Below are 26,460 nucleotides of genomic sequence, written 5' to 3' on the forward strand. Positions count from 1 at the left end.
TGGGCGTGGGCCGGTCGGTTGTTCCCGGCTCCAGGCTGTCGATGCTAGCATTCAATCGATGCAAAAACGATGCATCTTTCCGAATCGACGCCCGACATCGAGCGAGACGAGCGAAAGGCGAGTTGACGGCATGAGCGCGCAGCACGTTCTCGACGACCTCCTGGACCGCTCGGTCCTACTCGGTTACGGCCGCCTCGGTCACCGGCTGCGGCGTGGGTCGTGGCCACCCATCCCTGCTGATGCGCTCCGCGGCCGCACCGCCCTGGTCACCGGCGCGAACTCCGGGATCGGCAAGGCCATCGCGACCGGGCTGGCGGAGATCGGCGCGGCGGTCACCCTGGTCGTGCGCGACCGCGCGCGCGGCGCCGCCGCGGCGGCCGAGATCGCCGCGGCCGCGCCCGGCGCGACGGTCACGGTCGCGCACTGCGATGTCTCCGACCTGGCGGCCGTCCGTGAATTCGCCGCCGACCTGGCCCGGCAGGTCGATCGCGTCGACGTGCTGGTCCACAACGCCGGAGTGCTGCCGCCGCGGCGCACCGAGAACCCCCAGGGCCACGAGCTCTGCCTGGCGACCCACGTGCTCGGCCCTCTGCTGATGACCGAGGCGCTCGCACCACTGCTATCCCGCTCGGCGGCGGCGCGGGTGATCCTGGTGTCCTCCGGCGGCATGTACACCCAGGCCCTGCACCCCGGCGACATCGAGTACCGGGCAACCCCCTATCGCGGCGCGACAGCCTACGCGCGCTCGAAGCGCATCCAGGTGGACCTCACCCCGATACTCGCCGATCGGTATGCACCGCAAGGCATTTCCGTGCATTGCATGCACCCGGGCTGGGTGGACACCCCCGGCATCTCGTCGGCGCTGCCCCGCTTCCGACGGCTGGCCGGACCGCTGCTGCGCACGCCCGAGCAAGGCGCGGACACCGCGGTCTGGCTGGCGGCCATGGACGTGCCGTCCGGGCGTTTCTGGCACGATCGCCGGGCCCGGCCGGAGCACTACCCGGCGCGGACCCGCACGTCGGCCGCCGCCCGGGAGCAGGTGTGGCAGTACTGCGCTGCCGCGGCGGGCCTACCCGCCCGGTGAAACCATCGAGGCTATCGATGCATAAACAGTTCACTCCGCCGTGCCGACCACGTCCAGTGGCCTTGCCGCGCGGGGTCGGCGGAGTCTACGGTCGAGGAACCCGGGCCGCAGGGAGTCAGCCGTGGCGTCGACAGTGCAGCGACGTGGCCCGATCGGCTTTCTGACCGATCGGTTCACCATCACCAGGCAGGAATGGCTCCGCCTGGCCGGGATCATCGCGGTAGTCGTCGGGTTGCATGTGATCGGCTGGGGCACGCTGATCGGACTCGTGGCCCCACAACATTTCAGCGTCGGTGACCGGACGCTCGGGTTCGGGGTCGGGCTCACCGCCTATGTGCTGGGCCTGCGGCACGCCTTCGATGCCGACCATATCGCCGCCATCGACAACACCACGCGAAAACTCATGCACGACGGGCAGCGGCCGTTGTCGGTCGGGCTGTACTTCTCGCTCGGGCATTCCGCCGTGGTGTTCGGGCTGGCGCTGCTGCTGTCGGTGGGCGTGAAAGCGGTGGCCGGTCCGGTGGCCGACGATTCCTCCGCGCTGCACCACTACTCCGGCGTGATCGGCGCCGCGGTGGTGGGCGGCTTCCTCTACCTCATCGCGATCATCAATCTCGTTGTGCTGGCGGGGATTCTGCGGTCGGTGCGCGGGTTGCGGTCGGGCCGGTTCGACGAGGCCGAACTGGAGGACCGGCTCGCCGAGCGCGGGTTCGTGACCCGGCTGCTGGGCCCGGTGATGAAGTCGATCTCCCGGCCGTGGCAGCTGTTCCCGATCGGCCTGCTGTTCGGCCTGGGCTTCGACACCGCCACCGAGGTCGCGCTGCTGGTGCTGGCCGGGACCAGCGCGGCGGCCGGGCTGCCCTGGTACGCCATCCTGTGCCTGCCGGTGCTGTTCGCGGCGGGCATGAGTCTGCTCGACACCATCGACGGCACCTTCATGAACTTCGCCTACGGCTGGGCGTTCGCGCAGCCGCTGCGCAAGGTCTACTACAACCTCACCGTGACGGCGCTGTCGGTGGCGGTCGCCCTGATCGTGGGCACGGTCGAGCTGCTGAGCCTGCGCGGCGCGCGGTCCGACCCCGGCGGGATCGATTCGACGCTGCTCGGCTGCCTGGTCGTCGGGGTTTTCGTCGGCGTCTGGGTGATCGCGCTGGCCGGGTGGCGCTTCGGCCGCATCGAGCAGCGGTGGGCCGGTGCGGCCCGGGTGGAGAGAACCGCCCGCACACCCGAGGCCGGGGAGTAGCGTGGGTCTTCTCCGATCGTCGAATCGAGGCCCGTGTGCACGAGATGGCGATAACCAGCAGCCTGGTCGAGGCGGTGTGTGAACACGCGGCCGGTCGGCGGGTGCACAGTGTGACCGTCGAGGTCGGGGTGCTGTGCGCGGTGATCCCCGCCGCGATGGAGTTCTGTTTCGAGATCGCCACGGAGGGAACCGTGGCCGAGGGCGCGCGGCTCGAGATCGCGGTGATCGCGGGCAGTGCGTCGTGTCGATCCTGTGGCAACCGTTTCGAGGTCGCCGATCCGATCCTGTTGTGTCCCTGCGGCAGCGCCGACGTGGAAGTCATCGCGGGGCGCGAGCTGCGTATCCGGTCCCTGGAGGTGAGCCGGGAATGTGCGCCACCTGCGGCTGCGGTGATGACGGATCAGCCGTGATCACCGTTGTCCCCCACCATCATTCACACGAGCACGATCACGAGCACGGTCATCCGCACCGGCACGACGGCGACGCGGGCGACCACGTGCACGGGCACGGCCCCGGAGAGCACGTGCACCTCGCGCCGACCGAGACGATCACCCTCGAACAGAAGGTGCTGGCGAAGAACGACGCACTGGCCCAAGCGGTCCGGCGCCGGCTGGCCGAGCAGGCCATCCTGGCGATCAATCTGACCAGCTCCCCCGGCTCGGGCAAGACGACCCTGCTCGAGCGCACGCTGCGCGACCTCGCCGACACCTCCATCGCGGTGATCGAGGGCGATCAGGAGACCATGCTCGACGGCGAACGCATCCGCGCGACCGGGCGGCCGGTGGTCCAGGTCAATACCGGCGCCGGATGCCATCTGGACGCCGCCATGATGGACACCGCCCTCACGGCGCTCGCCCCGGCCCCCGGCACGCTGCTGTTCATCGAGAACGTCGGGAATCTGGTCTGCCCCGCCCTTTTCGACCTGGGCGAGCACGCGAAAGTCGTCGTCATCTCGGTGACCGAGGGCACCGACAAACCGTTGAAATATCCGCACATGTTCGCGGCCGCCTCGCTGGTGCTGGTCAACAAAATGGACCTGCTGCCCTACGTGGATTTCGATGTGGAGCGGTGCCGCGAGTACGCGAATTCCATCCATCCCGGCATCGATGTGCTGACGGTGTCCGCGACGACCGGAATGGGCCTGGACAGGTGGTACGAATGGCTGTTCGAACAGACATCCGCGCTGCTCAGCGATCTTGAGGAAGGTCTGCGCCGAGAATAGACTGGCGTGATCAGGGTCACATTTCGACGCGATTCCGGGCTGTATGGGAACCACGCAGGTGGCCACCAGCTTCTGAAGGGCGGCATTCATGCCAACTGGCGAAGCAGTCAAAGCCGAAGAGACGCTGATCCACGTCCTGTGGATCAACGCAGGCCTCAGTTGTGACGGTGACTCGGTGGCGTTGACTGCCGCCACCCAACCCAGTGTCGAGGAGATCGCTCTCGGATCCCTTCCGGGACTGCCGAAGGTCGCCGTCCACTGGCCGTTGATCGATTTCGAATGTGGCCCCGCCGGGGGCGCCGATGACTTCCTGGAATGGTTCTTCAAGGCCGACCGCGGTGAAATCGAGCCGTTCGTGCTGGTCGTGGAGGGCTCCATTCCCAACGAGCAACTGCACACCGAGGGCTACTGGTGCGGGTTCGGCAACAATCCCGAGACCGGTCAGCCCATGACCACCAGCGAATGGCTGGATCGCTTGGCGCCCAAGGCAACCGCGGTCGTGGCGGTGGGCACCTGCGCCACCTACGGCGGCATCCACGCCATGGCGGGCAATCCGACCGGAGCCATGGGCGTCCCGGACTATCTGGGCTGGGACTGGAAGAGCAAGGCCGGGATCCCGATCGTGTGCGTGCCGGGCTGCCCGATCCAGCCGGACAATCTCTCCGAGACTCTGACCTACCTGCTGTACATGGCGACGGGCCAGGCGCCGATGATTCCACTCGACGAAGCGCTGCGCCCGAAATGGCTTTTCGGCGCGACCGTGCACGAGGGTTGCGACCGGGCCGGCTATTACGAGCAGGGCGATTTCGCGCACGAATACGGTTCGCCGAAGTGCATCGTCAAACTCGGCTGCTGGGGTCCGGTCGTGAAATGCAATGTTCCCAAGCGCGGTTGGCTCAACGGCGTGGGCGGGTGCCCGAATGTGGGCGGTATCTGCATCGGCTGCACCATGCCCGGTTTCCCGGACAAGTTCATGCCGTTCATGGACGAACCACCGGGCGGAAAGCTGTCCTCCGCCGCCTCCGGACTGTACGGATCGGTGATCCGCAGCCTGCGCCACATCACGGCGCGCACCGTGGACAAGGAGCCGCACTGGCGGCATCGAGGCACCGAGCTCGAGACGGGTGCGCGACGCACCTGGTAGGAGAATTCCGATGACTCAGATCATTCCGGAACCCTCGCACAAACTCATCGAGCCCGATTCGCTCGTGGAAATGGCGTGGGATCCGATCACCCGCATCGTCGGCAGTCTGGGCATTTACACCAAAATCGATTTCGCGAATCGCGAAGTGGTCGAATGCCACAGCACGTCGTCGATCTTCCGCGGCTACTCCATCTTCATGCGCGGCAAGGATCCGCGTGACGCGCACTTCATCACCAGCCGCATCTGCGGCATCTGCGGGGACAATCACGCCACCTGCTCGTGCTACTGCCAGAACATGGCCTACGGCGTGAAGCCACCGAACCTCGGCGAATGGATCGTGAATCTGGGCGAGGCCGCCGAATACATGTTCGACCACAATATCTTCCAGGAGAATCTGGTCGGCGTGGACTTCTGCGAGAAGATGGTCTCCGAGACCAATCCCGGCGTGCTCGCGCTGGCGGAGAAGACCGCCGCGCCGCACTCCGACGCGCACGGCTATCGCACCGTCGCCGACATCATGCGCGCGCTCAATCCCTTCACCGGCGAGTTCTATCGGGAGGCGCTGCAGGTCAGCCGGTACACGCGAGAAATGTTCTGTCTCATGGAGGGACGTCATGTCCACCCGTCGACGCTGTATCCCGGCGGTGTGGGAACCGTGGCGACGATCCAGCTGATGACCGACTACATGACGCGGCTGATGCGGTACGTGGAGTTCATGAAGAAGGTCGTGCCCATGCACGACGACCTGTTCGACTTCTTCTACGAGGCCCTGCCCGGCTACGACAAGGTCGGTCTGCGGCGCACGCTGCTCGGCTGCTGGGGCTCCTTCCAGGACCCCGAGTTCTGCAACTTCTCCTACCGTGACATGGAGGACTGGGGTCGGCACATGTTCGTCTCACCGGGCGTGGTCGTGGACGGCAAGCTCCTCACCACCTCGCTGGTCGACATCAACCTCGGCCTCCGAATCCTGCTGGGCAGTTCGTATTACGAGGACTGGACCGATCAGGAGATGTTCGTGACCCAGGATCCGCTGGGCAATCCGGTGGACCGGCGGCACCCGTGGAACCAGCACACCAACCCTCAACCGCAGAAACGCGATCTGGAGGACAAGTACAGCTGGGTGATGTCGCCGCGCTGGTTCGACGGCACCGACCATCTGGCCCTCGATACCGGCGGCGGACCGCTGGCCCGGCTGTGGGCCACCGCGCTGGCCGGGCTGGTCGACATCGGCTACGTGAAGTCCACCGGCCACAGCGTGCAGATCAACCTGCCCAAGACCGCCCTGCGCGGGCCGGTCGAATTCGAGTGGAAGATACCGGCTTTCGGCTCGAACACCATCGAGCGGAACCGGGCTCGCACTTATTTCCAGGCCTACGCTGCTGCCTGCGCCCTGCATTTCGCGGAGCAGGCGCTCGTCGAGATCCGGGCGGGCCGGACCAAGACCTGGGAGGCGTTCGAGGTCCCCGACGAGGGCATCGGATGCGGATTCACCGAAGCGGTCCGCGGGGTGCTGTCGCATCACATGGTGATCCGCGACGGCAAGATCGCCAACTATCACCCGTACCCGCCGACGCCCTGGAACGCGAGCCCGCGCGACAGCTTCGGCACGCCGGGTCCGTACGAGGACGCGGTGCAGGGTCAGCCGATCTTCGAGGAGAACGACCGGGAGCACTTCAAGGGGATCGACATCATGCGCACCGTGCGCAGTTTCGATCCGTGCCTGCCGTGTGGCGTGCACATGTATCTGGGCGGTGGCAAGTCGCTGGACCTGCTGCACTCCCCCACCCAGACGCCCGTCACCGAGTGACGAGGACCCCGACCGTGAGGAGGGACATCGATGGGAGACGATCGTCCGGCGGCGCGCGACGACCATTGGCGGCACGCCGGCGACCGGATCGAAGACCTCCTCGACGCGAGCTCCGCGGGCGGGCCGATCGCCCGCGAGCGCGCCGAACAACTCGTCGGTGAACTCGTCGAGTTGTACGGCGCCGGGCTGCACCGGATCGTCGAATTGCTCGCCGACGACGCGGTGCGGCGGCTGGCCGCGGATGAACTGGTGGCCAGTCTGCTGATCGTGCACGGGCTGCATCCCGACGACGTCCCCACCCGGGTGCGCGCCGCGCTCGACAGCGTCCGCCCCTATCTCGGCTCCCACGGCGGCGATGTCAGCCTGGTCCGGGTCGAGGACGGTGTGGTGTGGCTGGAGCTCTCGGGCAGTTGCCGCGGCTGCCCGTCGTCCTCGGTGACCCTGGAACTGGCGGTCGAGGAAGCCGTCCGTGCCGCGGCGCCGGAGATCGAGCGCATCGAAGTCGTTGCCGCGCAGACCGATTCGACCGCGGCCGTGATTCCGGCCGAGTCCCTGTTCACCCGGGTGCACGCCGCGCCCGCCGCCGACTGGGTCGCGGTGCCCGAGCTGGCGGAACTGCGTCCGGGCGAGGTCGCCGGATACGAGGTCGCCGGGCAGGCCCTGCTGGCCTGCCGCGTCGGCGACAACCTGCTGGTGTACCGCGACACCTGCCCGGCGTGCGGCGGCTCGCTCACCGGCGCCCAGCTGCATCGGCGGCCCGGGTACCCGGTCGGCGACGCCGTGCTGCGCTGCCCGTCCTGCCGGGCGCACTACGACGCCGTGCACGCCGGGGACCGGCTGGACGGCGAGGGCCACCTGCGGCCCCTGCCGGTGCTGCTGCGCGACGGCGTGCCCACGGTGGCGGTGCCCGCGCTGGAGCCCACCGCATGAGCGCCTCGTTCTCGGTGCTGCGCCGACTCGCGAACCGGCCCGATCCCGGACCGGCCGGTGAGCGCTGCGAGATGTGCGCCGAGCTCATCGGCGCGCCGCATCGGCATGTGGTCGATGTGGAGAGCCGCCACCTGCAATGTGTCTGCACCAGTTGCTATCTGCTGTTCACCGAGCCGGCGGCGGCGCTGCGCTACCGCGCGGTCCCGGACCGGTATCTGGCGTTCGGGCAGACCGCGATCACGGCCGCCGAGTGGGACGCGCTCGAGATTCCGGTGGGTCTGGCGTTCCTGTTCGCGAATTCCGCGCAGGGCCGGACGGTCGCGTTCTATCCGGGCCCGGCCGGCGCGACCGAGTCGGAATTGCCGCCCGAGCACTGGCGGGACCTGTTGCGCAACCATCCCGAGCTCGACGTGCTGGCCGACGATGTCGAAGCGTTGCTGATCCGGATGCCCGGCAGCGCCGGCCGCGAGAGCCCCGGCGACTGCCTGCTGCTGCCCATCGACACCTGCTACGAGTTCGTCGGGCGAATGCGGTTGCTGTGGAAGGGATTCGACGGCGGCTCCGAGGCCCGGCACTACATCGACGAGTTCTTCGCCACCATGAACGCCCGCGCTCTCGCCCGGGGCGGTGGGCGGCCGTGAGCCCCGCCTACTCGATCACCTTCGCGGTGCTCGACATCAAACCCGAGCCCTACGCCATCGGGCCGACGCTGTCGGCGCGCGTCGGGATCGCCGCGCTCGGCGAGGAACCGGTGCACGCCATCGCCTTACGGGCCCAGGTCCGCATCGAACCCAATCGGCGCGCCTACACCGAGGCCGAGGGCAGCGGGCTGCTCGACCTGTTCGGCACCCGCGACCGCTGGCACGACACCCAGCGAACGTTCCTGTGGATGCACACCACGACGACGGTGCCCGGCTTCACCGGCGGCGCCGAGGTCGATCTGCCGCTGCCGTGCACCTACGACCTCGAGGTGACCGGATCGAAGTACCTGCACGCCCTGCGGGACGGGACGGTGCCGCTGTTGTTCCTGTTCAGCGGGACCGTGTTCTTCAAAGGCGCGTCGGGTTTCTCGGTGCAGCAGATCCCGTGGGATCGCGACGACCGCTTCAACATGCCCGTGTCGGTGTGGCGGCAACTGATGGACACCCACTACCCCGACACCGGCTGGGTGCGGATGCGACGCGAGACCGTCGACGCCCTCACCGCCTACAAGTCCGGGCACGGATTCCTCGACTACGACCAGGCGGTCACCGAACTGCTGTCGGCCCCGTCGCGGGAGCCGTCGTGAGCGGGCACGAGCCCGGCAGCGTCCGCGACCAGGCGCGGGCGGTCGCCGATGCCGTGCTGTACGAGGGCTACCTGCTGTACCCGTATCACGCGAACGCGCGAAAGAACCAGTCCCGCTGGCAATTCGGGGTCCTGGGTCCCGAGGGCGCGGACGCGGCGGGCTTCGGTGAGGAGTCCGCGCTCGCCGCGCAGTTCCTGGTCGACGCGGGCCCCGCCGCGACCCTGCGCCTGACCGTCCGGTTCCTGCAACTGCAACGCCGCACCGTCGAGGACGTCACCGGGCAAACGGTGCCGGAACTACGCGCGGGCGCACGAGTCTGGACCGGCTGGGACGAGGCCGTCGAGCAGGAGATCGACTCGGGGCCGAGACCGTTGTCGGACACCACGTTCCGCATCGACGTGGACGGCGGGGTGGACATCGAGGACTTCGCCGACGACGACGGCACCCCCTTCGGCAGCCTCGTGCGCACCCGCCGCACCCTGACCGGTCTGGCCGAGACCGTCGTCGAGCCGGTCGGCCGCTATCAGCGGATCAGTGTCACCGTCCGTAATCTCGGTGTCCCCGCGATCGACAAGGACGACGCCGTCACCCGATCCTTCCTCGGCGCGCACGTGCTCTGCGAGCTGCGCGGCGGGGTCTTCCTGTCGCTGATCGACCCGCCGGAGGACGCCGTCGACGCGGCCGAGGCCTGCACCCAGCGCCGCTGCTTCCCCGTGCTCACGGGTCCCGAGGGCACCGAGGACCTGCTGCTGATCTCACCGATCATTCTCTACGACCATCCCCGCATCGCCGAGCAGAGCGCCGGTCCGCTGTTCGATTCCACCGAGATCGACGAGATCCTGACCTTGCGCGTGCTCACCCTCACCGACGAGGAGAAGGATCAGGCCCGGGCCACCGATCCGCGCGCCGGCGAGCTGATCGACCGCTGCGAGGCCATGACACCCGAGAGCATGCAGGGGCTGCACGGACTGCTCCGCGACGACAGCCTGCTGCGCGACGACAACCAGCTCGTGGACGCCGTACCGGGATCGCCACGCGTCCTGCCCGCCCTCGACCCGGACACCCCGTGGTGGGATCCGTTGTCCGACAACGCCGTCGACCCCGACTCCGACACCGTCGTGATCGGCGGCACGCCCGTCGCCCGGGGCAGCCGGGTGCGGTTGCATCCCTCCCGCCGCGCCGACGCGCAGGACCTGTTCTACGCGGGCCGCACCGCGCGCGTCGCCTCGGTGCACGAGGACGTCGACGGGCAGCTCCACCTGGCGGTGGTCGTCGAGGACGATCCCGCCGCCGAGATGCACGAATGGTACGGCCGCTACCTGTATTTCGCGCCCGACGAAGTCGAACCGATCGAGAAAGGAATCCCGCCATGGAAATCGTAGGTGTGATCGCCGTCGTGCTCGTGGCCCTGGCAGCGCTGTTGGTGGCAGCGGTCGGCATCCGGTCGATACCGGATGTGCGCCGATACTTGCGAATCCGGCACATGTAGCGGGGTGATTCCCACGACGAGAGTGCTGGTCGCCGGCATCGGCAACATCTTCCTCGGAGACGACGGGTTCGGCTCCGAGGTGGTGCGGCGCATGCCCGCGAGCAGCGAACCCGAGGTGCGCGTGACCGATTACGGCATCCGCGGCCTGCACCTGGCCTACGACCTGCTCGACGGCTGGGACGCGCTGGTGCTCGTCGACGCGCTGCCCGACCGCGGCGCGCCCGGTCAGGTGGACGTGTTCCACGCCGATCCGGGCGGCGGCGCCGTCGGCCTCGACGCGCACGCCATGCACCCGGACGCGGTCTTCGCCGTAGTACGGGCGATGGGCGGAACCATCCCGCCGACGGTGATCGTGGGCTGCCAGATCAGCTCGGTCGCCGACCGCATCGGCCTGACCGAACCCGTGGCCGCCGCGGTGGACCCCGCGATGGCCGCCGTCGAATCCGTGGTGACCGCGCTGCGGCACCCGCAGGAGGTGTGAGCGATGTGCCTGGGCATCCCCGGCCGCGTCGTCGGACCGGTCGAGGGCTATCACGGTCAGATCGCGCTGGTCGACGTCTCCGGCGAGCAGCGGACCGTGAATGTCGGCCTGCTGGAGGATGATCCGGCCGAGCCCGGCGACTGGGTGATCATCCACATGGGGTTCGCGGTCGAGAAGACCGACGCGGCCGGGGCCGCCGCCGCGCTGGCGGGCCTGCGGCTGATGGGGTCGGGTGAGGAGCCGTGACCGGGGCCCGGGTCCGGCGGCGGATCATCGTCGGCGGCGTGGTGCAGGGCGTCGGGTTCCGGCCCTTCGTGTACACCACGGCGGCCGAGCTGGCGCTGACCGGATCGGTGTGCAACGACAGTTCCGGGGTGGTCATCGAGATCGAGGGCGCGGCGGACGGCGTGGACGCCTTCGTCGCTCGCCTGCGGGACCGCCCGCCGCCGCTGGCGGTCGTCGAGACCGTCGAGCAGACCGCGATCCCGGTCCGCGGCGGGACCGGATTCCACATTGCCGGCACCACCCGGGGCGAGGGGCGCACCCTCGCGTCGCCCGATGTCGCGATCTGCGCGGAATGCGCCGCCGAACTCCAGGATCCGGCCAACCGGCGCTACCGGCATCCGTTCATCACCTGCACCAACTGCGGCCCGCGGTTCACCATCATCGCCGCGCTGCCCTATGACCGCCCGCAGACCTCGATGGCCGGATTCGCCATGTGCGAGACCTGCGCGCGCGAGTACGCCGATCCCGGCGACCGCCGCTTCCACGCGCAGCCGATCGCCTGCAACGAGTGTGGGCCGACCCTGACCTTCTCCGACCCCGAGGCCGGGGAGCCGTTGCGCGCGGCACGGAACATGCTGCGCGACGGCGGAATTCTGGCCGTCAAGGGCATCGGCGGCTATCACCTGGCCTGCGATGCCGCCGACAGCGCCGCGGTGACGGAGCTGCGCCGCCGGAAACGTCGCGGCGACAAGCCTTTCGCGGTCATGGTGCCCGATCTGGCGACCGCCGCGGCCATCGCCGAGGTGGATGCGACGGCCGCCGCCCTGCTCACCGGCCCGGCCCGGCCCATCGTGCTGCTGCCGCGCCGGACCTCCGCGCCCGAGGACCCCGACGCGCCGCCGCTGCCCGTGGACGCGGTCGCGCCGCACAACCGCGATCTCGGGGTGATGATCGCCTACACGCCGCTGCATCTGCTGCTGTTCGGTCTGCCCGGCGACGCCCCCGGCCCGCGCGTACTGGTGATGACGTCGGGCAACCTCGGCGGAGAACCGATCTGCCACACCGACTCCGACGCCCGGGAACGACTGTCCGGGCTCGCCGACGCCGTCCTGTCCCACAACCGCCCGATCCTGGTGCCGTGCGACGACTCGGTGGTCAAGGTGGTCGACGGCGTCGAGGTGCCGTTCCGGCGCTCGCGCGGCTACGCGCCGCTGCCGCTCGCCCTGCCGATGCCCGCCGCGCCGACCCTCGCCGTGGGCGCGGACCTGAAGAACACCTGCGCCGTCGCCGACGGCCGCTACGCCTGGCTGAGCCAGCACATCGGCGACATGGACGACGTCGCGACCCTGCGCGCGTTCACCGCCGCCGAAAGGCATCTGGAGAAACTCACCGGCGTCGCCCCGCAGCAGCTCGCCGCCGACGCCCACCCCCGCTACCGGTCCACCGCCTGGGCCGCCGAACACGCGGGCACCCGGCCGATCCGGCTGGTGCAGCACCATCACGCGCACGTGGCGGCCGTCATGGGCGAGCACGGCCTCGACGCGAGCGCGACCGTCCTCGGATTCGCCTTCGACGGCACCGGTTACGGGCCCGACCGCGCCATCTGGGGCGGGGAGGTGCTCGCCGCGAGCTACAAGGGTTTCCGCCGCCTGGCGCACCTGCGCTACGTGCCGCTGGCGGGCGGCGACCTGAGCGTGCAGCGGCCGTATCGAATGGCGCTGGCGCACTTGCGGTCCGCGCACCTCGACTGGTCGCCGGATCTGCCGTGCGTCCAAGCCTGCCCGCCGCGCGAGCGGCAGGTGCTGGCGCATCAGCTCGACACCGGGCTGGGCTGTGTGCCCACCTCCAGCATGGGCCGATTGTTCGACGCCGTCGCCTCGCTGTGCGGGGTGCGGCACGAGGTCGACTACGAGGCGCAGGCCGCCATCGAATGGGAGGGCCTGTCCCGTGACGCCGACCCGGGCGAGGTCCCCTACCGGTTCGCCCTGCCCGGCAACCCCGGCGACGAGACGGCCGCCATCGATCCGGCGCCCGTGCTCGCCGCGGTGATCGCCGATGTGCGCGGCGGGGTGCCCGCCGATGTCGTCGGCGCGCGGTTCCACGCGGGCGTCGCGCATCTGGTCCTGGATCTGGCGTTACGCTACGGCGATCCGGAGCAACCGGTCGCGTTGTCCGGCGGCGTGTTCCAGAACGCGCTGCTGCTCACGACCGTGCTGCGGCTGCTGCGCGAGCACGGTTTCCACGTCCTCACCCACCATCGCGTGCCACCCAACGACGGTGGGATCGCGTTCGGCCAGTTACTCGCCGTCGCGGCGAGCTGAGCGGAAGGAGAACAGCGATGTGCCTGGCAGTTCCCGGCAAAGTTCTCAGCGTCCACGAGCGGGACGGCACGCGGATGTCGGTGGTCGACTTCGGCGGCGTCCAGAAGGATGTCTGCCTGCAGTACATCCCGGACATCGCCGTCGGCGACTACGTGATCGTGCACGTCGGCTTCGCCATCCAGCGGCTCGACGAGGAGTCGGCCATGCAGACGCTGGCCGAGTTCGAACACCTCGGCGTGCTGAAGGAGGAATTCGGCGACGGATTCGCGATCGCCGCAGCCCAGGCCGGAGTGGCCAACCCGGACACCACCCCGACCGCCGATCCGGAGGTGACACCATGAAATACCTCGACGAATTCAGTAATCCGGAACTGGCGAAGCTGCTGCTGGATCGGATCCGCTCCACCACCACGCGGCGCTGGTCGATCATGGAAGTCTGTGGCGGGCAGACGCATTCGATCATCCGCCACGGCATCGACCAACTGCTGCCGGAGCAGATCGAGATGATCCACGGCCCCGGCTGCCCGGTCTGCGTGACCCCGCTGGAGTTGATCGACAAGGCGCTGGCCATCGCCGCCCAGCCGAATGTCATCTTCTGCTCGTTCGGCGACATGCTGCGCGTGCCGGGCAGTTCCAAGGATCTGTTCCGGATCAAGAGCGAGGGCGGCGACGTCCGCGTCGTCTACTCACCGCTCGACGCGCTCGAACTCGCCCGCGCCAACCCCGACCGTCAGGTCGTGTTCTTCGGCATCGGGTTCGAGACCACCGCCCCGGCCAACGCCATGACCGTCTACCAGGCGCAGAAGCTCGGCGTGCACAACTTCTCGCTGCTCGTCTCGCACGTGCTGGTGCCCCCGGCGATCGCCGCCATCATGGAATCGCCGAGCTGCCGGGTCCAGGCCTTCCTGGCCGCCGGGCACGTGTGCACGGTGATGGGCACCGCCGAATATCCGCCGCTGGCCGAGAAGTACCGGGTTCCGGTGGTGGTCACCGGATTCGAGCCGCTCGACATTCTCGAGGGCATCCGGCGCACCGTGGACCAGCTCGAACACGGCCGCCACGAGGTGGAGAACGCCTACCGCCGCGCGGTCACCGCCGAGGGCAATCCGGCCGCCAAGGCCATGCTCGAGGACGTCTTCGAGATCACCGATCGCGGCTGGCGCGGCATCGGGGTGATCCCGCAGAGCGGCTGGCGGCTCTCGCCGCGCTACCGCGAGTTCGACGCCGAACACCGGTTCGCGGTCAGCGATCTGCACACCGAGGAATCGCCGATCTGCCGGTCGGGCGAGGTGCTGCAGGGCCTGATCAAACCGCACGAGTGCGCGGCCTTCGGCAAGGAGTGCACACCGCGTAATCCGCTCGGCGCCACCATGGTGTCCTCCGAGGGCGCCTGCGCGGCCTACTACCTGTACCGGCGGCTGGACCTGCCCGCGGAGGTGGCTCATGCCTGACGTGGTCGGAACTGGCAATGGCGCCGTCGATTTCGAGAACTGGGTGTGCCCGATGCCGTTGCGGGACTCACCCACCATCGTGATGGGGCACGGTGGTGGCGGCGCGATGTCCGGCGAGCTGATCGAGCATCTGTTCCTGCCCGCGTTCGGGGCGGCGGCGCAGGCCGGGCTCGGCGACTCGGCGGTCGTGACGGTCGGCGAGACCCGGCTGGCGTTCAGCACCGACTCGTTCGTGGTGAAGCCGTTGACGTTTCCCGGCGGATCCATCGGCGATCTGGCCGTCAACGGCACGGTCAACGATCTGGCGATGTCGGGCGCGCGGCCGCTGGTCCTGTCGACGGCGTTCATCCTCGAGGAAGGCACGCCGCTGGTGCGGATCGCGGAAGTGGCGTCCGCCATGGGCACCGCGGCGCTGGGCGCCGGCGTCGCGCTCGTCACCGGCGACACCAAGGTCGTCGACGCCGGGCACGGGGACGGCATCTACGTCAATACCGCGGGCATCGGCGTGCTCGATCCCGGAGTCGACATCCGGCCCGAACTCGCCGCGCCGGGGGACGTGGTGATGGTCAGCGGGGAGATCGGATTGCACGGTGTCGCGGTACTGTCCTGCCGCGAGGGACTCGAGTTCGGGACCACCGTGTGCAGCGACACCGCTCCCCTGCACGGTCTGGTCGCGGCGATGCTGGCGACCGGCGCGACCGTGCACACCATGCGCGACCCGACACGCGGTGGACTGGCCGCCAGCCTGAACGAGATCGCGCGCGCCGCGGGCGTGGGAATCGCGCTGGACGAGAACACGATTCCGATCCCGCCCGGGGTCCGCGACGCGTGCGGGCTGCTCGGACTGGACCCGCTGTACGTGGCCAACGAGGGCAAGCTGGTGGCCTTCGTGCCCGCCGCGGACGCGGATCGAGTACTCGCCGCCCTGCGCGCGCACCCGCTCGGGGTGCACGCCGCGATCATCGGCCGCTGTGTGGCCGAGCATCCCGGCATGGTGACCGCGCACACCGCGCTCGGCGGCACCCGAGTCGTCGATCTACCCGCAGGAGAACAGCTTCCCCGCATCTGCTGACCCCCTACTCATGGAGGCCCGCCATCACCGTCCCCCACCCCGATTCCACCCGGTCCCAGCCACCCGCCCCGGGGGCCGGGGAGACGATGTTCGCGCGTTACGCCTACCCGCCGAACGCGCTGGGCTACTGCGGACCACCCGACACGACGGCTCTGTCCGACGGATCGCCCGCGCTGATCCGCGCCGCCGCCCGCCGCTTCACCGGCGCCTGGCCCTACCTCCAGGTCATGTCTGCCATGACCGGCATCGCCGACCCCCTCGACCTGCGCCTGGTCGAATCCTATTGGCACGGCGGCGGAATCGGATCGACCCTCGATCCGGCAGCCTTCTGCGCCGAACTGCTCGCCATCCTGGGCCCGGCCGCAGGCCTGTACTGGACCCACCTGACCCCCCGGCTCGCCCCCGAAGCCGCCCCCAACCACTGCTTCCACGTCTTCGGCGTCTACCCGTGGAGCCGCCTGCTCGGCACGGCGGCAACCCCCACCGCCCTGGAGGTCCTCGACAAATGCCGCATCACCCCGGCGCGCGTCGCGGCCCGCGACGGCTCCCGCGTCCGGCTGGAAGCCAGCCACCTGACCTGGGACGGCCACCACCTCGACCTGGGCCCACCCGGCACCCGCACCGCGACCCTCACCGCCGACGGCCGCCTGACGACGGACCCACGACCCGGCGATCACGTTGCCCTCCACTGGGATCGTCTGACGGCGCTGCTGGACAGCACCCAAACCGCGAACCTGACCGACAGCACCCTCCGACAGCTGGCCGCCACCAACCATCGCCTAGACATCGACACATAGCCGTGTCGGTACCGCCGACCGCTATCGAAACATCCGGGAGCAACACGACAATGGGAGCATCAGTGGTGTATTTCAAGCGATCCGCCACCGTCATCACCTGCGTGATGGCCGGGGCAGTGCTTTCCCATGCCACTGCCCTGTCGGACCCGCCCGTGTGGATCGGAACCGGCTCGTCCCAGGGACCCGACGTCGGTTCGGCGCAGCCGCCCGCTCCGTCCGATCCACAGACCGACGCGGCGCGAGCCGGTGTGCTCGAACTCGTGAACAACGAACGCGCGCAGCACGGATGCGGCGCACTACGGCCCGACGGGCGCCTGCAGAACGCGGCACAACGCCATTCCGATGATATGGCCGCTCGCAGCTACTTCGATCATCGCGACCCTGACGGGTGGATGCCGCACCAGCGAGTCGTGGCCGCCGGCTATCTGTGGCGCACCATCGGCGAGAACATCGCCCACGGCCAGGCCGACGCCGCCGAGGTGATGGCCGAGTGGCTGTCGCGCCCCGGCCACCGCGGCAATATCCTCAACTGCGCATACACCGATATCGGCATCGGAGTCCACTTCGGCACCGACGGACCCTTGTGGACACAAGATTTCGGCGCCCCGCTATGACCCGCCACTCCGATCACGGTGGGATCGTCACTGCCCAGGATTCCTCCATCTCTCAAAGCAACTCGTCGATCGCGTCCACGTCGTCGAGGTCATCCGCGACGAGCAACGCCCGCTCCTGCTCCGCAGTAATGGCGAAGTGCACTCCCAACATGGATTCGACAGTCCTCCGAGCGAATCGACGCAGCTTCACGAGACATGTTCGACCAAGGAGGTTTTCCGGAGGTCTCACATGCCGAAATGCGTTCGCTCGACGGCGGCGACGGCCTGTTCCGGTCCGGTCACCTCGATCCGTGCCGCGGCCCGTCGACCGAACAGATACAGCAGAAGCTCTCCTGGGGAACCGCTGAGCCGAACGGTAGGGCCGGCGCGGTGGATCGTTCGAGTGTGGGCTGTTCCGGTCCAGGCGATCTGCAGGTCGACCCCACGCAATCGGCGGCTCAGGTAGCGGCTGCCGCGATCGACGTTTCGCCACAGCGCGGCGTCCATCGCAGGGGGCAGGGTGCGAGGCCCCAGGGCATTGGCCCGGCGCAGGTCTTCATGGTGGACGAAGAACTCGTTGAGGTTCGCCAGTGAGCGGACCCAGCCGACGCGGAAAAACCCGCGAGGCGGACCTGACCGGATTCGGGCGACCAGCCATCCGAACTCGTGTCGCCGTGACAGCCGTACCCGTCGCCGCTCGGCCACCCGTTGGAACGGTCCCGGCAGTACCAGGCAGGGGCCGGCGAGGAGGTCATGCTCACGCAGCACGAGGTGGGCGGCGAGGTCTCGCGCGGTCCAGGTTCCGAGCAGTGTGGGCGCCTCGGCGCCGAGCGTCTCGAACAGGTCGCACAGCGCACGCCGTTCCCGGGAATCGAGCGGAATATCCACCATTCCTCATGGTGACAAACTGGTCCGGTTCCCATGCCTGGAACGGTTTCCGATTACATGAAGATCCGAGCTGCCCGGAGAGCTGTCAGCGGCGGTATTGCTCGCGCCAGCCGTCGATGAGCGGCGGCAGCTCACGTTCCATGTAGGCGTAGAAATCCTGCATCTCGTGCAGCCTGGCCGCGGTCGGACTGTCGTTGCCGGTGACGTCGAGGCCGTCCTGGGCGGCCTCGCGCATCACCTCGAGCATGATGTTCTGCTGCGAGAACAGATCCGCCCACACACCTTTCGGGAATCGGTAGTGCTCGCGCCGACTGCCGGGAGCCGGTACCCGTTCGACCATGGCGGACTGGGTCAGCTGCTTGATCGCGGTCGACACCGCGCCGGTGCTCACCGACAACTGCTCGCACAGGTCGGCGGCGGTCATCGTGTCCTGCTCGGTATACAGCAACGCCGTCATCACCCGCGCGGTGGTCTTCTGCATCCCGCCCTGGGCCAGGGTCAGCGCCAGCCGTTCGGCCGCGTCTCGAAGTCGCTGCTTGGAATCCACATCCCCCACAGTACAGACAACTCCGAGAATTTTGAATCTTCACACATCTCTGAAATTTCGATAAGTTGTGAGGCATGCTCAACGCCATCGAAATCCGCGACCTCACCAAGACCTACGGCAGCCGCCGCGGTCTGGCCGGGCTCACCCTCGACATCCACCGCGGAGAAGTATTCGGCTACCTCGGCCCCAACGGCGCGGGCAAGTCGACCACCATCCGGCTGCTACTCGACCTCATCCGCCCCACCAGCGGCACCATCAGCGTGCTAGGCCTCGACCCACGCCGCGACGGCCGCGAACAGCGCCGCCGAATCGGCTACCTCGCAGGCGATTTCGTTGTCGACGGACGGCAAAGCGTGCGCGAATGCCTGCGCTTCCTCGCTCAGCTCAGCGGCGGCGTCCCGGTCGCGCGTATCGACGAGCTTACCGACCGGCTGGGCTTGGACCAGACCGCCACCATCAAAAACCTGTCCAAGGGAAACCGGCAGAAACTCGGCCTGGTGCAGGCGTTCATGCACACCCCGGAACTGCTGATCCTCGACGAACCCACCTCAGGGCTGGACCCGCTGCTGCAGCAAACCTTCCTCGACCTCGTCACCGAAGCGGCCCGCAACGGGCAGACGGTGTTCATGTCCAGCCACATCATGGACGAAGTCGAAGCCGTCGCCGACCGCATCGCCATCCTGCGCGACGGAAAGCTGGTCGCCCTCGACACCGTCACCGACCTACGCGCCTCAGCCACCCGACGCATCGAGATCCGCTTCGCCACACCGGTTTCCCTCGACCAGTTCCACGACCTGCCCGGCGTGAGCGAACCCGAACTCGACACCACCGGCACCATCCTGTCTGCACGGCTCACCGGCACCCCGGACGCGGTCGTCAAAGCCGCAGCCCACCACACCGTTACCGCACTGCGCACCAGCGAACCGCACCTCGACGAGATCTTCCACGACCACTACACCGACCCCACCCCGCGCAACGCCGCGTGACCCGCCCAAGCACCGACTCCCGAGGACAACGATCGTCATGACCATCATCACCGACACCACACCGAACGCTGAGACCAGCACTGTCATCCACACCGAGGTGCTCGTCAAAACCTTGCGCGATGGCAGGCGCGGCCTCACCGGCTGGGCCCTCGGCATCACCGCCGCAGCCACGATCTACGCCGGGTTCTACCCACAAATGGCGAAAAATGGTGCCGCGCAAGCCCAGAACCTGCCCGAAGGGTTGCGCGAGGCACTACGGATGGACGACATCACCTCCGCACCCGGATACCTCGGATCAACCGTATTCGGACTGATCGTGCCGCTGGCGGCAATGTTCTTCGGCGCCGCGGTCGGTGCCCGCGTCACCGCCGCGGACGAGGAAACCGGAACCCTGGACCTACTGCTCGCGCACCCCCTCACCCGCACATCGCTGATCCTGCAGCGTTTCGCCGCTCTGGTCCTGGCCGCGGTCGGCATCAGCGCGCTCATCTGGCTGGCGATGCTCGCCATCCGCAGCGGCGCCGACCTCACCACGATCACCCCCACCCGCTTCGCGGCCCAATGCGCGAACCTGGCCCTGCTGATGATCGTGTTCGGCGCTCTCGCAACCGGAATCGGCGCGGCCACAGGGCACCGAGGCGCCACGTTCGCCCTCACCGCGGCCGTCGGCGTCGCCGGCTACGCAATCCATTCCTTCGCCACACAACTCGGCATCGACGCAGCCGCCAACCTCTCGCCGTTCCACTACTACATCGACGGCGAACCCCTGCGACACGGATTCCAATGGACCGACATGGCCGCACTCGCCCTCACCGCAACGGTTCTCGTGGCCGCTGGCACGTACCGCTTCAACAACCGCGACCTCCGAAACTAGAAGGATCGCGGCCAGGGTGCGAGGACCCGCTGACCGCGGCGCCGATCGGTTCGACCAGATCCTTCTCTATGTCGTGGGCCTGATAGTCATCTGCTCGGGAGAATTCGGCGCGACCGGTGACGACGTCCCGGATGACATCGCCGATGCATATCGTGCTGCGTTGCCCGAAGCGCTGACTCTGGCCACCGAGCAACTGGCTACCCCTCAGCCGACAGCCACCACCCGCTATCTACTCGCCGCCACCGCGGCTCTGCAGGGGCAGGTCGACCTGGGCGAATTCCTCAACGACCTGTATCCGGGTGCCGAATGCGAATCCTGCGGGGAGTCCTACTACCCCGCCGGGCGCCCATGATTCACCAACCGGGACGGACCAGACCGGTTTCGTAGGCGTAGACGATCGGGCTGGGAGCTCGAGAAGGTGGTGAATCCGGTCCGCACCATGGCCTGGTCGTCGACAAGAAGAACGGTGATCATCGGCGTGCGTCGGATTCGATCGGAAGCGTTGCGGTGACCACGAATTCGTCACCCATGCGCCCAGCCTGGAAGGTGCCGCCGAGCATGGCGACGCGTTCTCGCATGCCGATCAGGCCGTGCGCGCACGAGGTGCGGGAGAACTCCGGCCGGTGTGACCGCGAACCGCCGACTCGATTGCGGACTCGCAGATGGCGGCCGTCACCGGAGTGCGTCAATTCCACCGCGATAGCGGTTCCCGCCCCGTGCCGCATCGCATTGCTGACCGACTCCTGCAGGATTCGGTACGCGGTGAGTCCGACCGTCGCGGGCACATCGCCCACTATGTCGGGTGCGGAGCCCGGTGCGACACCCGACACAGCGACGGTGACTTCGAATCCGGCATGAGACGCGGTGGCAACCAGCTCCTCGAGCAGATGCAAGCCCGGCTGTGGCGCGCTGGGGCCCGCGTCGCCGTGATCGCGCAGGATCCCGAGGACCTGGCGCATCTCCACCAGTGTCCGCAGCGACAGTGCCCGGATCTCGGCCAGTCCCTCCGCCAATCGGCCCGGATCGGCCTCGGCTTGCAGCGGCACCGCCTCGGCTTGGATGGCGATCACCGAGATGTGGTGCGCCACAACGTCGTGCAACTCGCGGGCGATTCTGGCTCGTTCGGCCAGCACAGCCTGCTCGGCCAGCGCGTCCTCGGCGCGCCGTTCCTCGTCCGCCAGTTTCCCGGTGGCCAATCGTCGCGCCCGGACATTGTGGCCGAACAGGACCGCGACCGTCAGCGCGATGGCGGCCGGCAGCGCGGTCCTCGAGTCCACGAGTGCCGCTACCGCGATCGAGATCAGCCATACGCCCGCGGTGACCTCGCCGCCGCTGCGGACCGCGGCGGAGTAGGTCACCAGCACCGCGACCGTGATCACCCCCGGCGTGTGGGGCGGGTGCAGGAAGTCGCCGACGATCCACGCACCGGCGAGCACGGCCACCACTGCGAACCGCCAGGCGGCCAAGGGCCAGCGGGTGCGCAGTGCCAGCGGCAGGGAGCAGCTCAGCGAGACGAGTACCCAGATAGCGCGCATCAACCGGCCCGGACGCGGCGGCCGAACCTTCCATGTAGGCGACTCCCCCGGCGAAGCACACGAAAGCCAGCACGCAGTGGTGATGAACAGCATGATGCTTTGCAGGGTTATGCGCATTTCGGATCCATTTCGAAATCCAAGGCTCGAGGCTGCGAGCTCGGCATGATTGAAGATTCAAGCGAATTGAACTTTTTCAAACGGGGTTTTGACGTTCACAATGAAGGGACTCCGTCGACGCCGAAGGGGGTATCCGATGAACTCGATGCGAGCGTGGCGGGTGCGGAAACCGGGCCGGATCGACGGCGAGCCGTTGAAGGCGGAGCCCATCCCGGTGCCGGAGCCCGGTCCGGGCGAATTGCAGGCGCGGGTGCTCGCGTGCGGGGTGTGCCGGACCGATCTGCACGTGACCGAAGGCGACCTGGCCGTGCACCGACCCGATGTGGTGCCGGGCCACGAGGTGGTCGGTGTGGTGACCGCGCTCGGGCCCGACCCCGGGACCGAGTTCCACGTCGGTGACCGGGTGGGGATCGCCTGGCTGCGGCACACCTGCGGGCGGTGCCGGTTCTGCCGCCGCGGTGACGAGAACCTGTGCCCGCGTTCGCGATACACCGGCTGGGATGCCGACGGCGGCTACGCCGAGTACGCGGTGGTTCCCGCCGACTTCGCGTTGCCACTGCCGACGGGCTACGCCGATATCGAACTCGCTCCCCTGCTGTGCGCCGGGATCATCGGCTATCGGGCGCTGCGGCGCGCCGCGCTCCCGCAAGGCGGGCGGCTGGGGATCTACGGGTTCGGCGGCAGCGCGCACCTCGCGGCGCAGGTGGCCCTGGCCCAAGGCGCGCAGGTGCATGTCATGACCCGCGACTTCGCGGCCCAGCGGCTCGCGCTGGAGCTCGGTGCGACCTCCGCGCAGGGAGCGGTGGAACCGCCTCCGGAACAACTGGATTCGGCGATACTCTTCGCACCGGTCGGCGAGCTGGTGTTGCCCGCGCTCGAGGCCCTCGATCGCGGCGGCGTCCTCTCCATCGCGGGTATCCACCTCTCCGACATCCCGTCGCTGAACTATCAGCGACATCTGTTCCAGGAACGCGAGATCCGCTCGGTGACCGCGAACACCCGCGCCGATTCGCGCGAGTTCCTGGCCTTCGCCGGCGCGCATCACCTGGAGGTCATCGCGCACCCGTACCCGCTGGCGGAAGCCGATCGCGCACTGCGGGATCTGGCGCACGGGCGGTTCGCGGGCGCGGCCGTCCTGGTTCCCTGAACCGGCGCCGGTACTGCCACACTGCACGGGTGACCCTGTTGCGCCGCGTCATTCGCGTTCTGTCGGCCTTCCTGCTGGTGACAGCCGTCGGTACGATCGGCTACCGGTTACTGGGTTTCGGATACCTCGACGCGCTGTACCAAACCGTCACCACGATCACGACGGTCGGTTTCCGCGAGGTCCATCCGCTCGGTCCCCTCGGCCAGGTATTCACCATGGCGCTCATCCTGTTCGGCGCGGGCACCGTGTTCTATATGTTCGGTGTCCTGCTCGAGGCACTCATCGAAGGTCATGTACACCAACACCTGGAACGGCGGCGCATGAACAACCGGATCGAACGACTGCGCGGACACGTCATCGTCTGCGGCTGGGGCCGCGTCGGGCATTCGACAGCGCAATACCTCAGCGGTCTCGGCAAGGAGATCGTGGTGGTGGATCGTGACCCGCAACGCCTGGAGAACCTCGAATTCCCGTACATCCTGGGCGATGTCACCGATGACGCCGTTCTGGAGGCCGCGGGCATCCGGCACGCCCAGGCCCTCATCGCCGCCCTGGACAGCGATGCCGACAATGTCTACGTCACCCTGTCGAGCCGGGCGCTGCGCGGCGATCTCATCATCATCGCCCGCGCCCGCACCGAGAGCTCCAAATCCAAACTGCTGCGCGCGGGCGCCAATCGCGCGGTCAATCCGCAGCTCATCGGCGGCAGTCGCATGGCCGCCTTCGCCCTGCAACCGAATGTCGCCGAATTCCTCGATGTGGTCATGCACGACGAGAATCTCGAATTCCGCATCGAGGAGATCGAGATCGGCCCCGACTCACCGCTGCTGGACCGCACCGTCGCCGATGCCGTGCCCCGGCACGGTGGCGGCGCGCTCGTCCTCGCCCTCCGCGCCGACGCCGGCCGATTCGTCGCGAACCCCGTCGGCGACAGCCGGCTTCGGCTCGGAACCGTCCTCATCGCGCTCGGTACCCAGCCGCAACTCGATTCGATCCGTGACAGCACCCGGGCCACCGACGGGGCGAGGTGACCTCCCGACCGAACCGGCCGTCCAGGCTCCCTCACACCCCCGAGATGTCCCGGCGGGTGAACACCGGCACAGCCAGCGCCAGGAACACGACGGCGGCCGCGATCAGGGCGAGATGACCCAGGCGCACGCCACCGCCCATCGGGCCGTCGGCGAGCGCCTGGTGAAACGGCGACCACGGTCCCCACGGCCGCACCGCCTCCACGATCCTCGAGGCCGCGAACAGTACGTAGGCGCCGACGGCGGCGACACTCGCGCCCGTGAGGGCCACCCGCCGTCGGCCGGTGGCCGCGCCGATCGCCAGGGCCAATCCTCCGAACGGCGCGGCCAGTGCGATCATCGCGACCGAGCCGGTCGCGGCCGCGCCGATGCCGACCTGCATCCCGAACACCGCGGAACAGCCGATCACGGCGGCGAACAGGACGGCTCCGAGCACGGTGAGCCCGGTCAGCAGCACCGCGCTCTGCTCCAGCAGCAGGCGCGTCGGCGTCACCCGGGTGATCAGCAGCACCTCCAGCGTGCCCGACTCCTCCTCGCCCGCGATGGCGCGAGCGCCGCGCGAGATCGCGAACACCAGGAACAGGATGGGCAGCATCACGCTGTACAGCTCGGTATTGAGAAATCCGGTGCCGCTGGTGAATTCGTCGATCGCGAAGAGCTCGCGCAGGGATTCCGGATAGCTGTCCAGCATCTCCTTCAGGCCCGGGATGCGTGAGATCGACGGCCACAGCGCCGATTCCAGCAGCACCAGCGCCACGATGCCGATGCCCCAGCCGATCAGGCCGCGACGTTGATCACGCAGACATTTCAGATACACCGTGGCGAACATCAGCGATCCTGTCCGTAGTAGGTGAGGAAGACGTCCTCGAGGTCGGGTTCGTGGCTGACGATGTCGGACACGCCGTACGGGGCGACGACCTTCAGTAGCTCCGCCGTCGATCCGTCGACCTCCAGGTGCAGGACGTGGCCGGCCCCGGGCTCCACCGATCGGACCCCGTCCACCGCCCGCAGCAGCGTCGGATCCGGTAGCGCCGCATCGAAAGTCAGGTCGATCCGGCGCAGCGACTGCGCGGTCAGCTCAGCGACCGACCGCACCTCCACCAACCGGCCGTGACGCAGGATCGCGACCGTGTCCGCGACCGCCTGCACCTCCGAGAGCACGTGCGAGGACAAGAACACCGTGCGCCCGGAATCCCGGACTTCGCGCAGCATCGTCAGGAATTCCCGCTGGACGAGCGGGTCCAGGCCCTGCGTGGGCTCGTCGAGCACCAGCAGGTCCGGCTCGGTCATGAAGGCCTGCACGATGCCGACCTTCTGCCGATTGCCGTGCGACATGGCGCCGATCCGCACCGAGGTGTCGAGATCCAAGCGCTCGACGAGGCGCTCGAGCACCGCGGCTTCGACGCCGCCACGCAACCGGGCGAGGTAGCTCAGGTACTGCCGGGCGGTCAGGTCCGGATAGGCGACGAACTGGCCTGGGAGATAACCGATATGGCGCTGCGCTCTCGACCGCTCGCGCACGACGTCGGCCCCGGCCACGGTGATCGAGCCGCGTGTGGGGCGCATCAGTCCGACCAGCATGCGAATGGTCGTCGTCTTGCCCGCGCCGTTGGGTCCCAGGTAGCCGAAAACCACACCGGCGGGAACCTCGAGGCTCACCTCCGCCAGCGCGGGCGAGCGGCCGTAGGACTTGGTCAGGTCCCGCATCACGATCATCACCGGAGTCTGCCCGGGCCGCCGCGCGGTGGCCGGTAGCGGCACGCCACTCGGCGCCGAACCGTGAGGATGGTCCTTCGGGAATTCGCGCCGGTAGGAGGTCTGGGAGCCGTCCACCCCGACGACGATGGGCCACGGGTTCGAATCCGATCGGGGGGCCGCGGTGTCCGGCATGATTCCTCCTGGTCACGATGGATGTATCGAGCATCTCGCCGGCGCGGATCGGGTCCCAGAGACCAAGGTCACGGCCCGTCCGGGTCCTCGGGCTCCGATTCCGGGGCAGCCCGGCCGTCCAGAGGCGCCGCGGCGGCTGCTGATCGGCGAGGTTGTCGCGGGTGGTGGCCGGCCGATGTCAGGACCGACATCGGCCATCTACTCGGGTTCCGGCGGGAAATGTTCTGACGCAGCCGATTTCACGCCCGGTCGGGGTCGAACGGTAGGGCACGGGGTAGTCCCCGGCCGGGACCGTCGTCGTC

29 protein-coding genes are annotated in these 26,460 nt (G+C 68.6%); 24 read left to right on the forward strand and 5 right to left on the reverse strand.

Annotation, left to right across the window (positions count from 1 at the left end; translation table 11 throughout):
- Positions 1 to 130: 130 nt before the first annotated feature.
- From ACQP06_RS19600 to ACQP06_RS19690, 19 genes are all read left to right on the forward strand, one after another.
- Positions 131 to 1,084: an SDR family NAD(P)-dependent oxidoreductase gene (locus tag ACQP06_RS19600; protein WP_433665978.1), complete on the forward strand. Its 954-nt coding sequence runs from the start codon at positions 131 to 133 to the stop codon at positions 1,082 to 1,084.
- A gap of 133 nt (positions 1,085 to 1,217) precedes the next feature.
- On the forward strand, positions 1,218 to 2,327 hold the full coding sequence (locus ACQP06_RS19605) for a HoxN/HupN/NixA family nickel/cobalt transporter (RefSeq protein ID WP_433673370.1): 1,110 nt from the start codon (positions 1,218 to 1,220) through the stop codon (positions 2,325 to 2,327).
- 35 nt (positions 2,328 to 2,362) lie between these two features.
- The gene (locus tag ACQP06_RS19610; RefSeq protein ID WP_433665979.1) at positions 2,363 to 2,737 is read left to right on the forward strand and encodes a hydrogenase maturation nickel metallochaperone HypA; all 375 of its coding nucleotides are present in this window, start codon (positions 2,363 to 2,365) and stop codon (positions 2,735 to 2,737) included.
- Positions 2,695 to 3,549 (forward strand): hydrogenase nickel incorporation protein HypB, encoded by an 855-nt coding sequence (gene hypB / locus ACQP06_RS19615; protein WP_433665980.1) that lies wholly within the window; start codon positions 2,695 to 2,697, stop codon positions 3,547 to 3,549. Before ACQP06_RS19610 ends, hypB begins: the two co-directional genes overlap by 43 nt.
- Positions 3,550 to 3,637: 88 nt before the next feature.
- Positions 3,638 to 4,693, forward strand: coding sequence for a hydrogenase expression protein HypE (locus ACQP06_RS19620; RefSeq protein WP_433665981.1), 1,056 nt, complete (start codon positions 3,638 to 3,640; stop codon positions 4,691 to 4,693).
- Between the two features lie 10 nt (positions 4,694 to 4,703).
- Complete coding sequence (locus ACQP06_RS19625; RefSeq protein WP_433665982.1) at positions 4,704 to 6,500, forward strand: nickel-dependent hydrogenase large subunit; 1,797 nt, start codon at positions 4,704 to 4,706, stop codon at positions 6,498 to 6,500.
- Between the two features lie 30 nt (positions 6,501 to 6,530).
- On the forward strand, positions 6,531 to 7,430 hold the full coding sequence (locus tag ACQP06_RS19630; RefSeq protein ID WP_433665983.1) for a NifU family protein: 900 nt from the start codon (positions 6,531 to 6,533) through the stop codon (positions 7,428 to 7,430).
- Positions 7,427 to 8,071, forward strand: coding sequence for a DUF5947 family protein (locus ACQP06_RS19635; RefSeq protein ID WP_433665984.1), 645 nt, complete (start codon positions 7,427 to 7,429; stop codon positions 8,069 to 8,071). The genes ACQP06_RS19630 and ACQP06_RS19635 overlap by 4 nt, the downstream gene beginning before the upstream one ends.
- Positions 8,068 to 8,718: a DUF6084 family protein gene (locus ACQP06_RS19640; protein WP_433665985.1), complete on the forward strand. Its 651-nt coding sequence runs from the start codon at positions 8,068 to 8,070 to the stop codon at positions 8,716 to 8,718. The genes ACQP06_RS19635 and ACQP06_RS19640 overlap by 4 nt, the downstream gene beginning before the upstream one ends.
- The gene (locus ACQP06_RS19645) at positions 8,715 to 10,100 is read left to right on the forward strand and encodes a hypothetical protein (protein ID WP_433665986.1); all 1,386 of its coding nucleotides are present in this window, start codon (positions 8,715 to 8,717) and stop codon (positions 10,098 to 10,100) included. The genes ACQP06_RS19640 and ACQP06_RS19645 overlap by 4 nt, the downstream gene beginning before the upstream one ends.
- Positions 10,088 to 10,207, forward strand: coding sequence for a DUF6893 family small protein (locus ACQP06_RS19650; protein WP_379277310.1), 120 nt, complete (start codon positions 10,088 to 10,090; stop codon positions 10,205 to 10,207). Before ACQP06_RS19645 ends, ACQP06_RS19650 begins: the two co-directional genes overlap by 13 nt.
- A 4-nt stretch (positions 10,208 to 10,211) precedes the next feature.
- Positions 10,212 to 10,688 (forward strand): hydrogenase maturation protease, encoded by a 477-nt coding sequence (locus tag ACQP06_RS19655; protein ID WP_433665987.1) that lies wholly within the window; start codon positions 10,212 to 10,214, stop codon positions 10,686 to 10,688.
- Positions 10,689 to 10,691: 3 nt separating this feature from the next.
- Positions 10,692 to 10,934, forward strand: coding sequence for a HypC/HybG/HupF family hydrogenase formation chaperone (locus tag ACQP06_RS19660; protein ID WP_433665988.1), 243 nt, complete (start codon positions 10,692 to 10,694; stop codon positions 10,932 to 10,934).
- Entirely contained in the window at positions 10,931 to 13,234 is a 2,304-nt protein-coding gene (hypF, locus tag ACQP06_RS19665; protein ID WP_433665989.1) for a carbamoyltransferase HypF, read from the forward strand. The genes ACQP06_RS19660 and hypF overlap by 4 nt, the downstream gene beginning before the upstream one ends.
- 17 nt (positions 13,235 to 13,251) lie before the next feature.
- On the forward strand, positions 13,252 to 13,575 hold the full coding sequence (locus tag ACQP06_RS19670; protein WP_379277316.1) for a HypC/HybG/HupF family hydrogenase formation chaperone: 324 nt from the start codon (positions 13,252 to 13,254) through the stop codon (positions 13,573 to 13,575).
- Positions 13,572 to 14,684: a hydrogenase formation protein HypD gene (gene hypD, locus ACQP06_RS19675; protein ID WP_433665990.1), complete on the forward strand. Its 1,113-nt coding sequence runs from the start codon at positions 13,572 to 13,574 to the stop codon at positions 14,682 to 14,684. The genes ACQP06_RS19670 and hypD overlap by 4 nt, the downstream gene beginning before the upstream one ends.
- Positions 14,677 to 15,756 (forward strand): hydrogenase expression/formation protein HypE, encoded by a 1,080-nt coding sequence (gene hypE / locus ACQP06_RS19680; RefSeq protein ID WP_357085510.1) that lies wholly within the window; start codon positions 14,677 to 14,679, stop codon positions 15,754 to 15,756. The genes hypD and hypE overlap by 8 nt, the downstream gene beginning before the upstream one ends.
- 86 nt (positions 15,757 to 15,842) lie before the next feature.
- Positions 15,843 to 16,553 (forward strand): DUF6390 family protein, encoded by a 711-nt coding sequence (locus ACQP06_RS19685; RefSeq protein WP_433665991.1) that lies wholly within the window; start codon positions 15,843 to 15,845, stop codon positions 16,551 to 16,553.
- Between the two features lie 62 nt (positions 16,554 to 16,615).
- Positions 16,616 to 17,167 (forward strand): CAP domain-containing protein, encoded by a 552-nt coding sequence (locus tag ACQP06_RS19690; RefSeq protein ID WP_433665992.1) that lies wholly within the window; start codon positions 16,616 to 16,618, stop codon positions 17,165 to 17,167.
- Between the two features lie 225 nt (positions 17,168 to 17,392).
- On the opposite strand, the gene ACQP06_RS19695 is transcribed toward ACQP06_RS19690, so the two are convergent.
- Positions 17,393 to 18,037 (reverse strand): TIGR03085 family metal-binding protein, encoded by a 645-nt coding sequence (locus tag ACQP06_RS19695; RefSeq protein WP_433665993.1) that lies wholly within the window; start codon positions 18,035 to 18,037, stop codon positions 17,393 to 17,395.
- Between the two features lie 82 nt (positions 18,038 to 18,119).
- Positions 18,120 to 18,581, reverse strand: coding sequence for a GbsR/MarR family transcriptional regulator (locus ACQP06_RS19700; protein ID WP_433665994.1), 462 nt, complete (start codon positions 18,579 to 18,581; stop codon positions 18,120 to 18,122).
- A 74-nt stretch (positions 18,582 to 18,655) separates the two neighbouring features.
- Here ACQP06_RS19700 and ACQP06_RS19705 point away from each other — a divergent pair, with 74 nt between their 5' ends.
- From ACQP06_RS19705 to ACQP06_RS19715, 3 genes are read left to right on the forward strand one after another with little or no spacing between them, the layout of a single operon-like run.
- Complete coding sequence (locus ACQP06_RS19705; protein ID WP_433665995.1) at positions 18,656 to 19,567, forward strand: ABC transporter ATP-binding protein; 912 nt, start codon at positions 18,656 to 18,658, stop codon at positions 19,565 to 19,567.
- A 37-nt stretch (positions 19,568 to 19,604) separates the two neighbouring features.
- Positions 19,605 to 20,441, forward strand: a complete 837-nt coding sequence (locus ACQP06_RS19710; protein WP_433665996.1) for an ABC transporter permease subunit — start codon at positions 19,605 to 19,607, stop codon at positions 20,439 to 20,441.
- Between the two features lie 16 nt (positions 20,442 to 20,457).
- Positions 20,458 to 20,793 (forward strand): hypothetical protein, encoded by a 336-nt coding sequence (locus ACQP06_RS19715; RefSeq protein WP_433665997.1) that lies wholly within the window; start codon positions 20,458 to 20,460, stop codon positions 20,791 to 20,793.
- A 118-nt stretch (positions 20,794 to 20,911) separates the two neighbouring features.
- Here ACQP06_RS19715 and ACQP06_RS19720 read toward each other — a convergent pair whose 3' ends face one another.
- Complete coding sequence (locus ACQP06_RS19720; protein WP_433665998.1) at positions 20,912 to 21,976, reverse strand: sensor histidine kinase; 1,065 nt, start codon at positions 21,974 to 21,976, stop codon at positions 20,912 to 20,914.
- Positions 21,977 to 22,238: 262 nt separating this feature from the next.
- Here ACQP06_RS19720 and ACQP06_RS19725 point away from each other — a divergent pair, with 262 nt between their 5' ends.
- Positions 22,239 to 23,240, forward strand: a complete 1,002-nt coding sequence (locus ACQP06_RS19725; protein WP_433673371.1) for a zinc-binding alcohol dehydrogenase family protein — start codon at positions 22,239 to 22,241, stop codon at positions 23,238 to 23,240.
- A gap of 29 nt (positions 23,241 to 23,269) precedes the next feature.
- Positions 23,270 to 24,271 (forward strand): potassium channel family protein, encoded by a 1,002-nt coding sequence (locus ACQP06_RS19730; protein WP_433665999.1) that lies wholly within the window; start codon positions 23,270 to 23,272, stop codon positions 24,269 to 24,271.
- 31 nt (positions 24,272 to 24,302) lie between these two features.
- Here ACQP06_RS19730 and ACQP06_RS19735 read toward each other — a convergent pair whose 3' ends face one another.
- Positions 24,303 to 25,097: an ABC transporter permease gene (locus ACQP06_RS19735; protein WP_433666000.1), complete on the reverse strand. Its 795-nt coding sequence runs from the start codon at positions 25,095 to 25,097 to the stop codon at positions 24,303 to 24,305.
- Entirely contained in the window at positions 25,097 to 26,158 is a 1,062-nt protein-coding gene (locus ACQP06_RS19740) for an ABC transporter ATP-binding protein (RefSeq protein WP_433666001.1), read from the reverse strand. The genes ACQP06_RS19735 and ACQP06_RS19740 overlap by 1 nt, the downstream gene beginning before the upstream one ends.
- Between the last annotated feature and the right edge of the window lie 302 nt (positions 26,159 to 26,460).

It is taken from the genome of Nocardia sp. CA-136227, from assembly GCF_050955695.1.
Taxonomy (GTDB): Bacteria; Actinomycetota; Actinomycetes; order Mycobacteriales; family Mycobacteriaceae; genus Nocardia.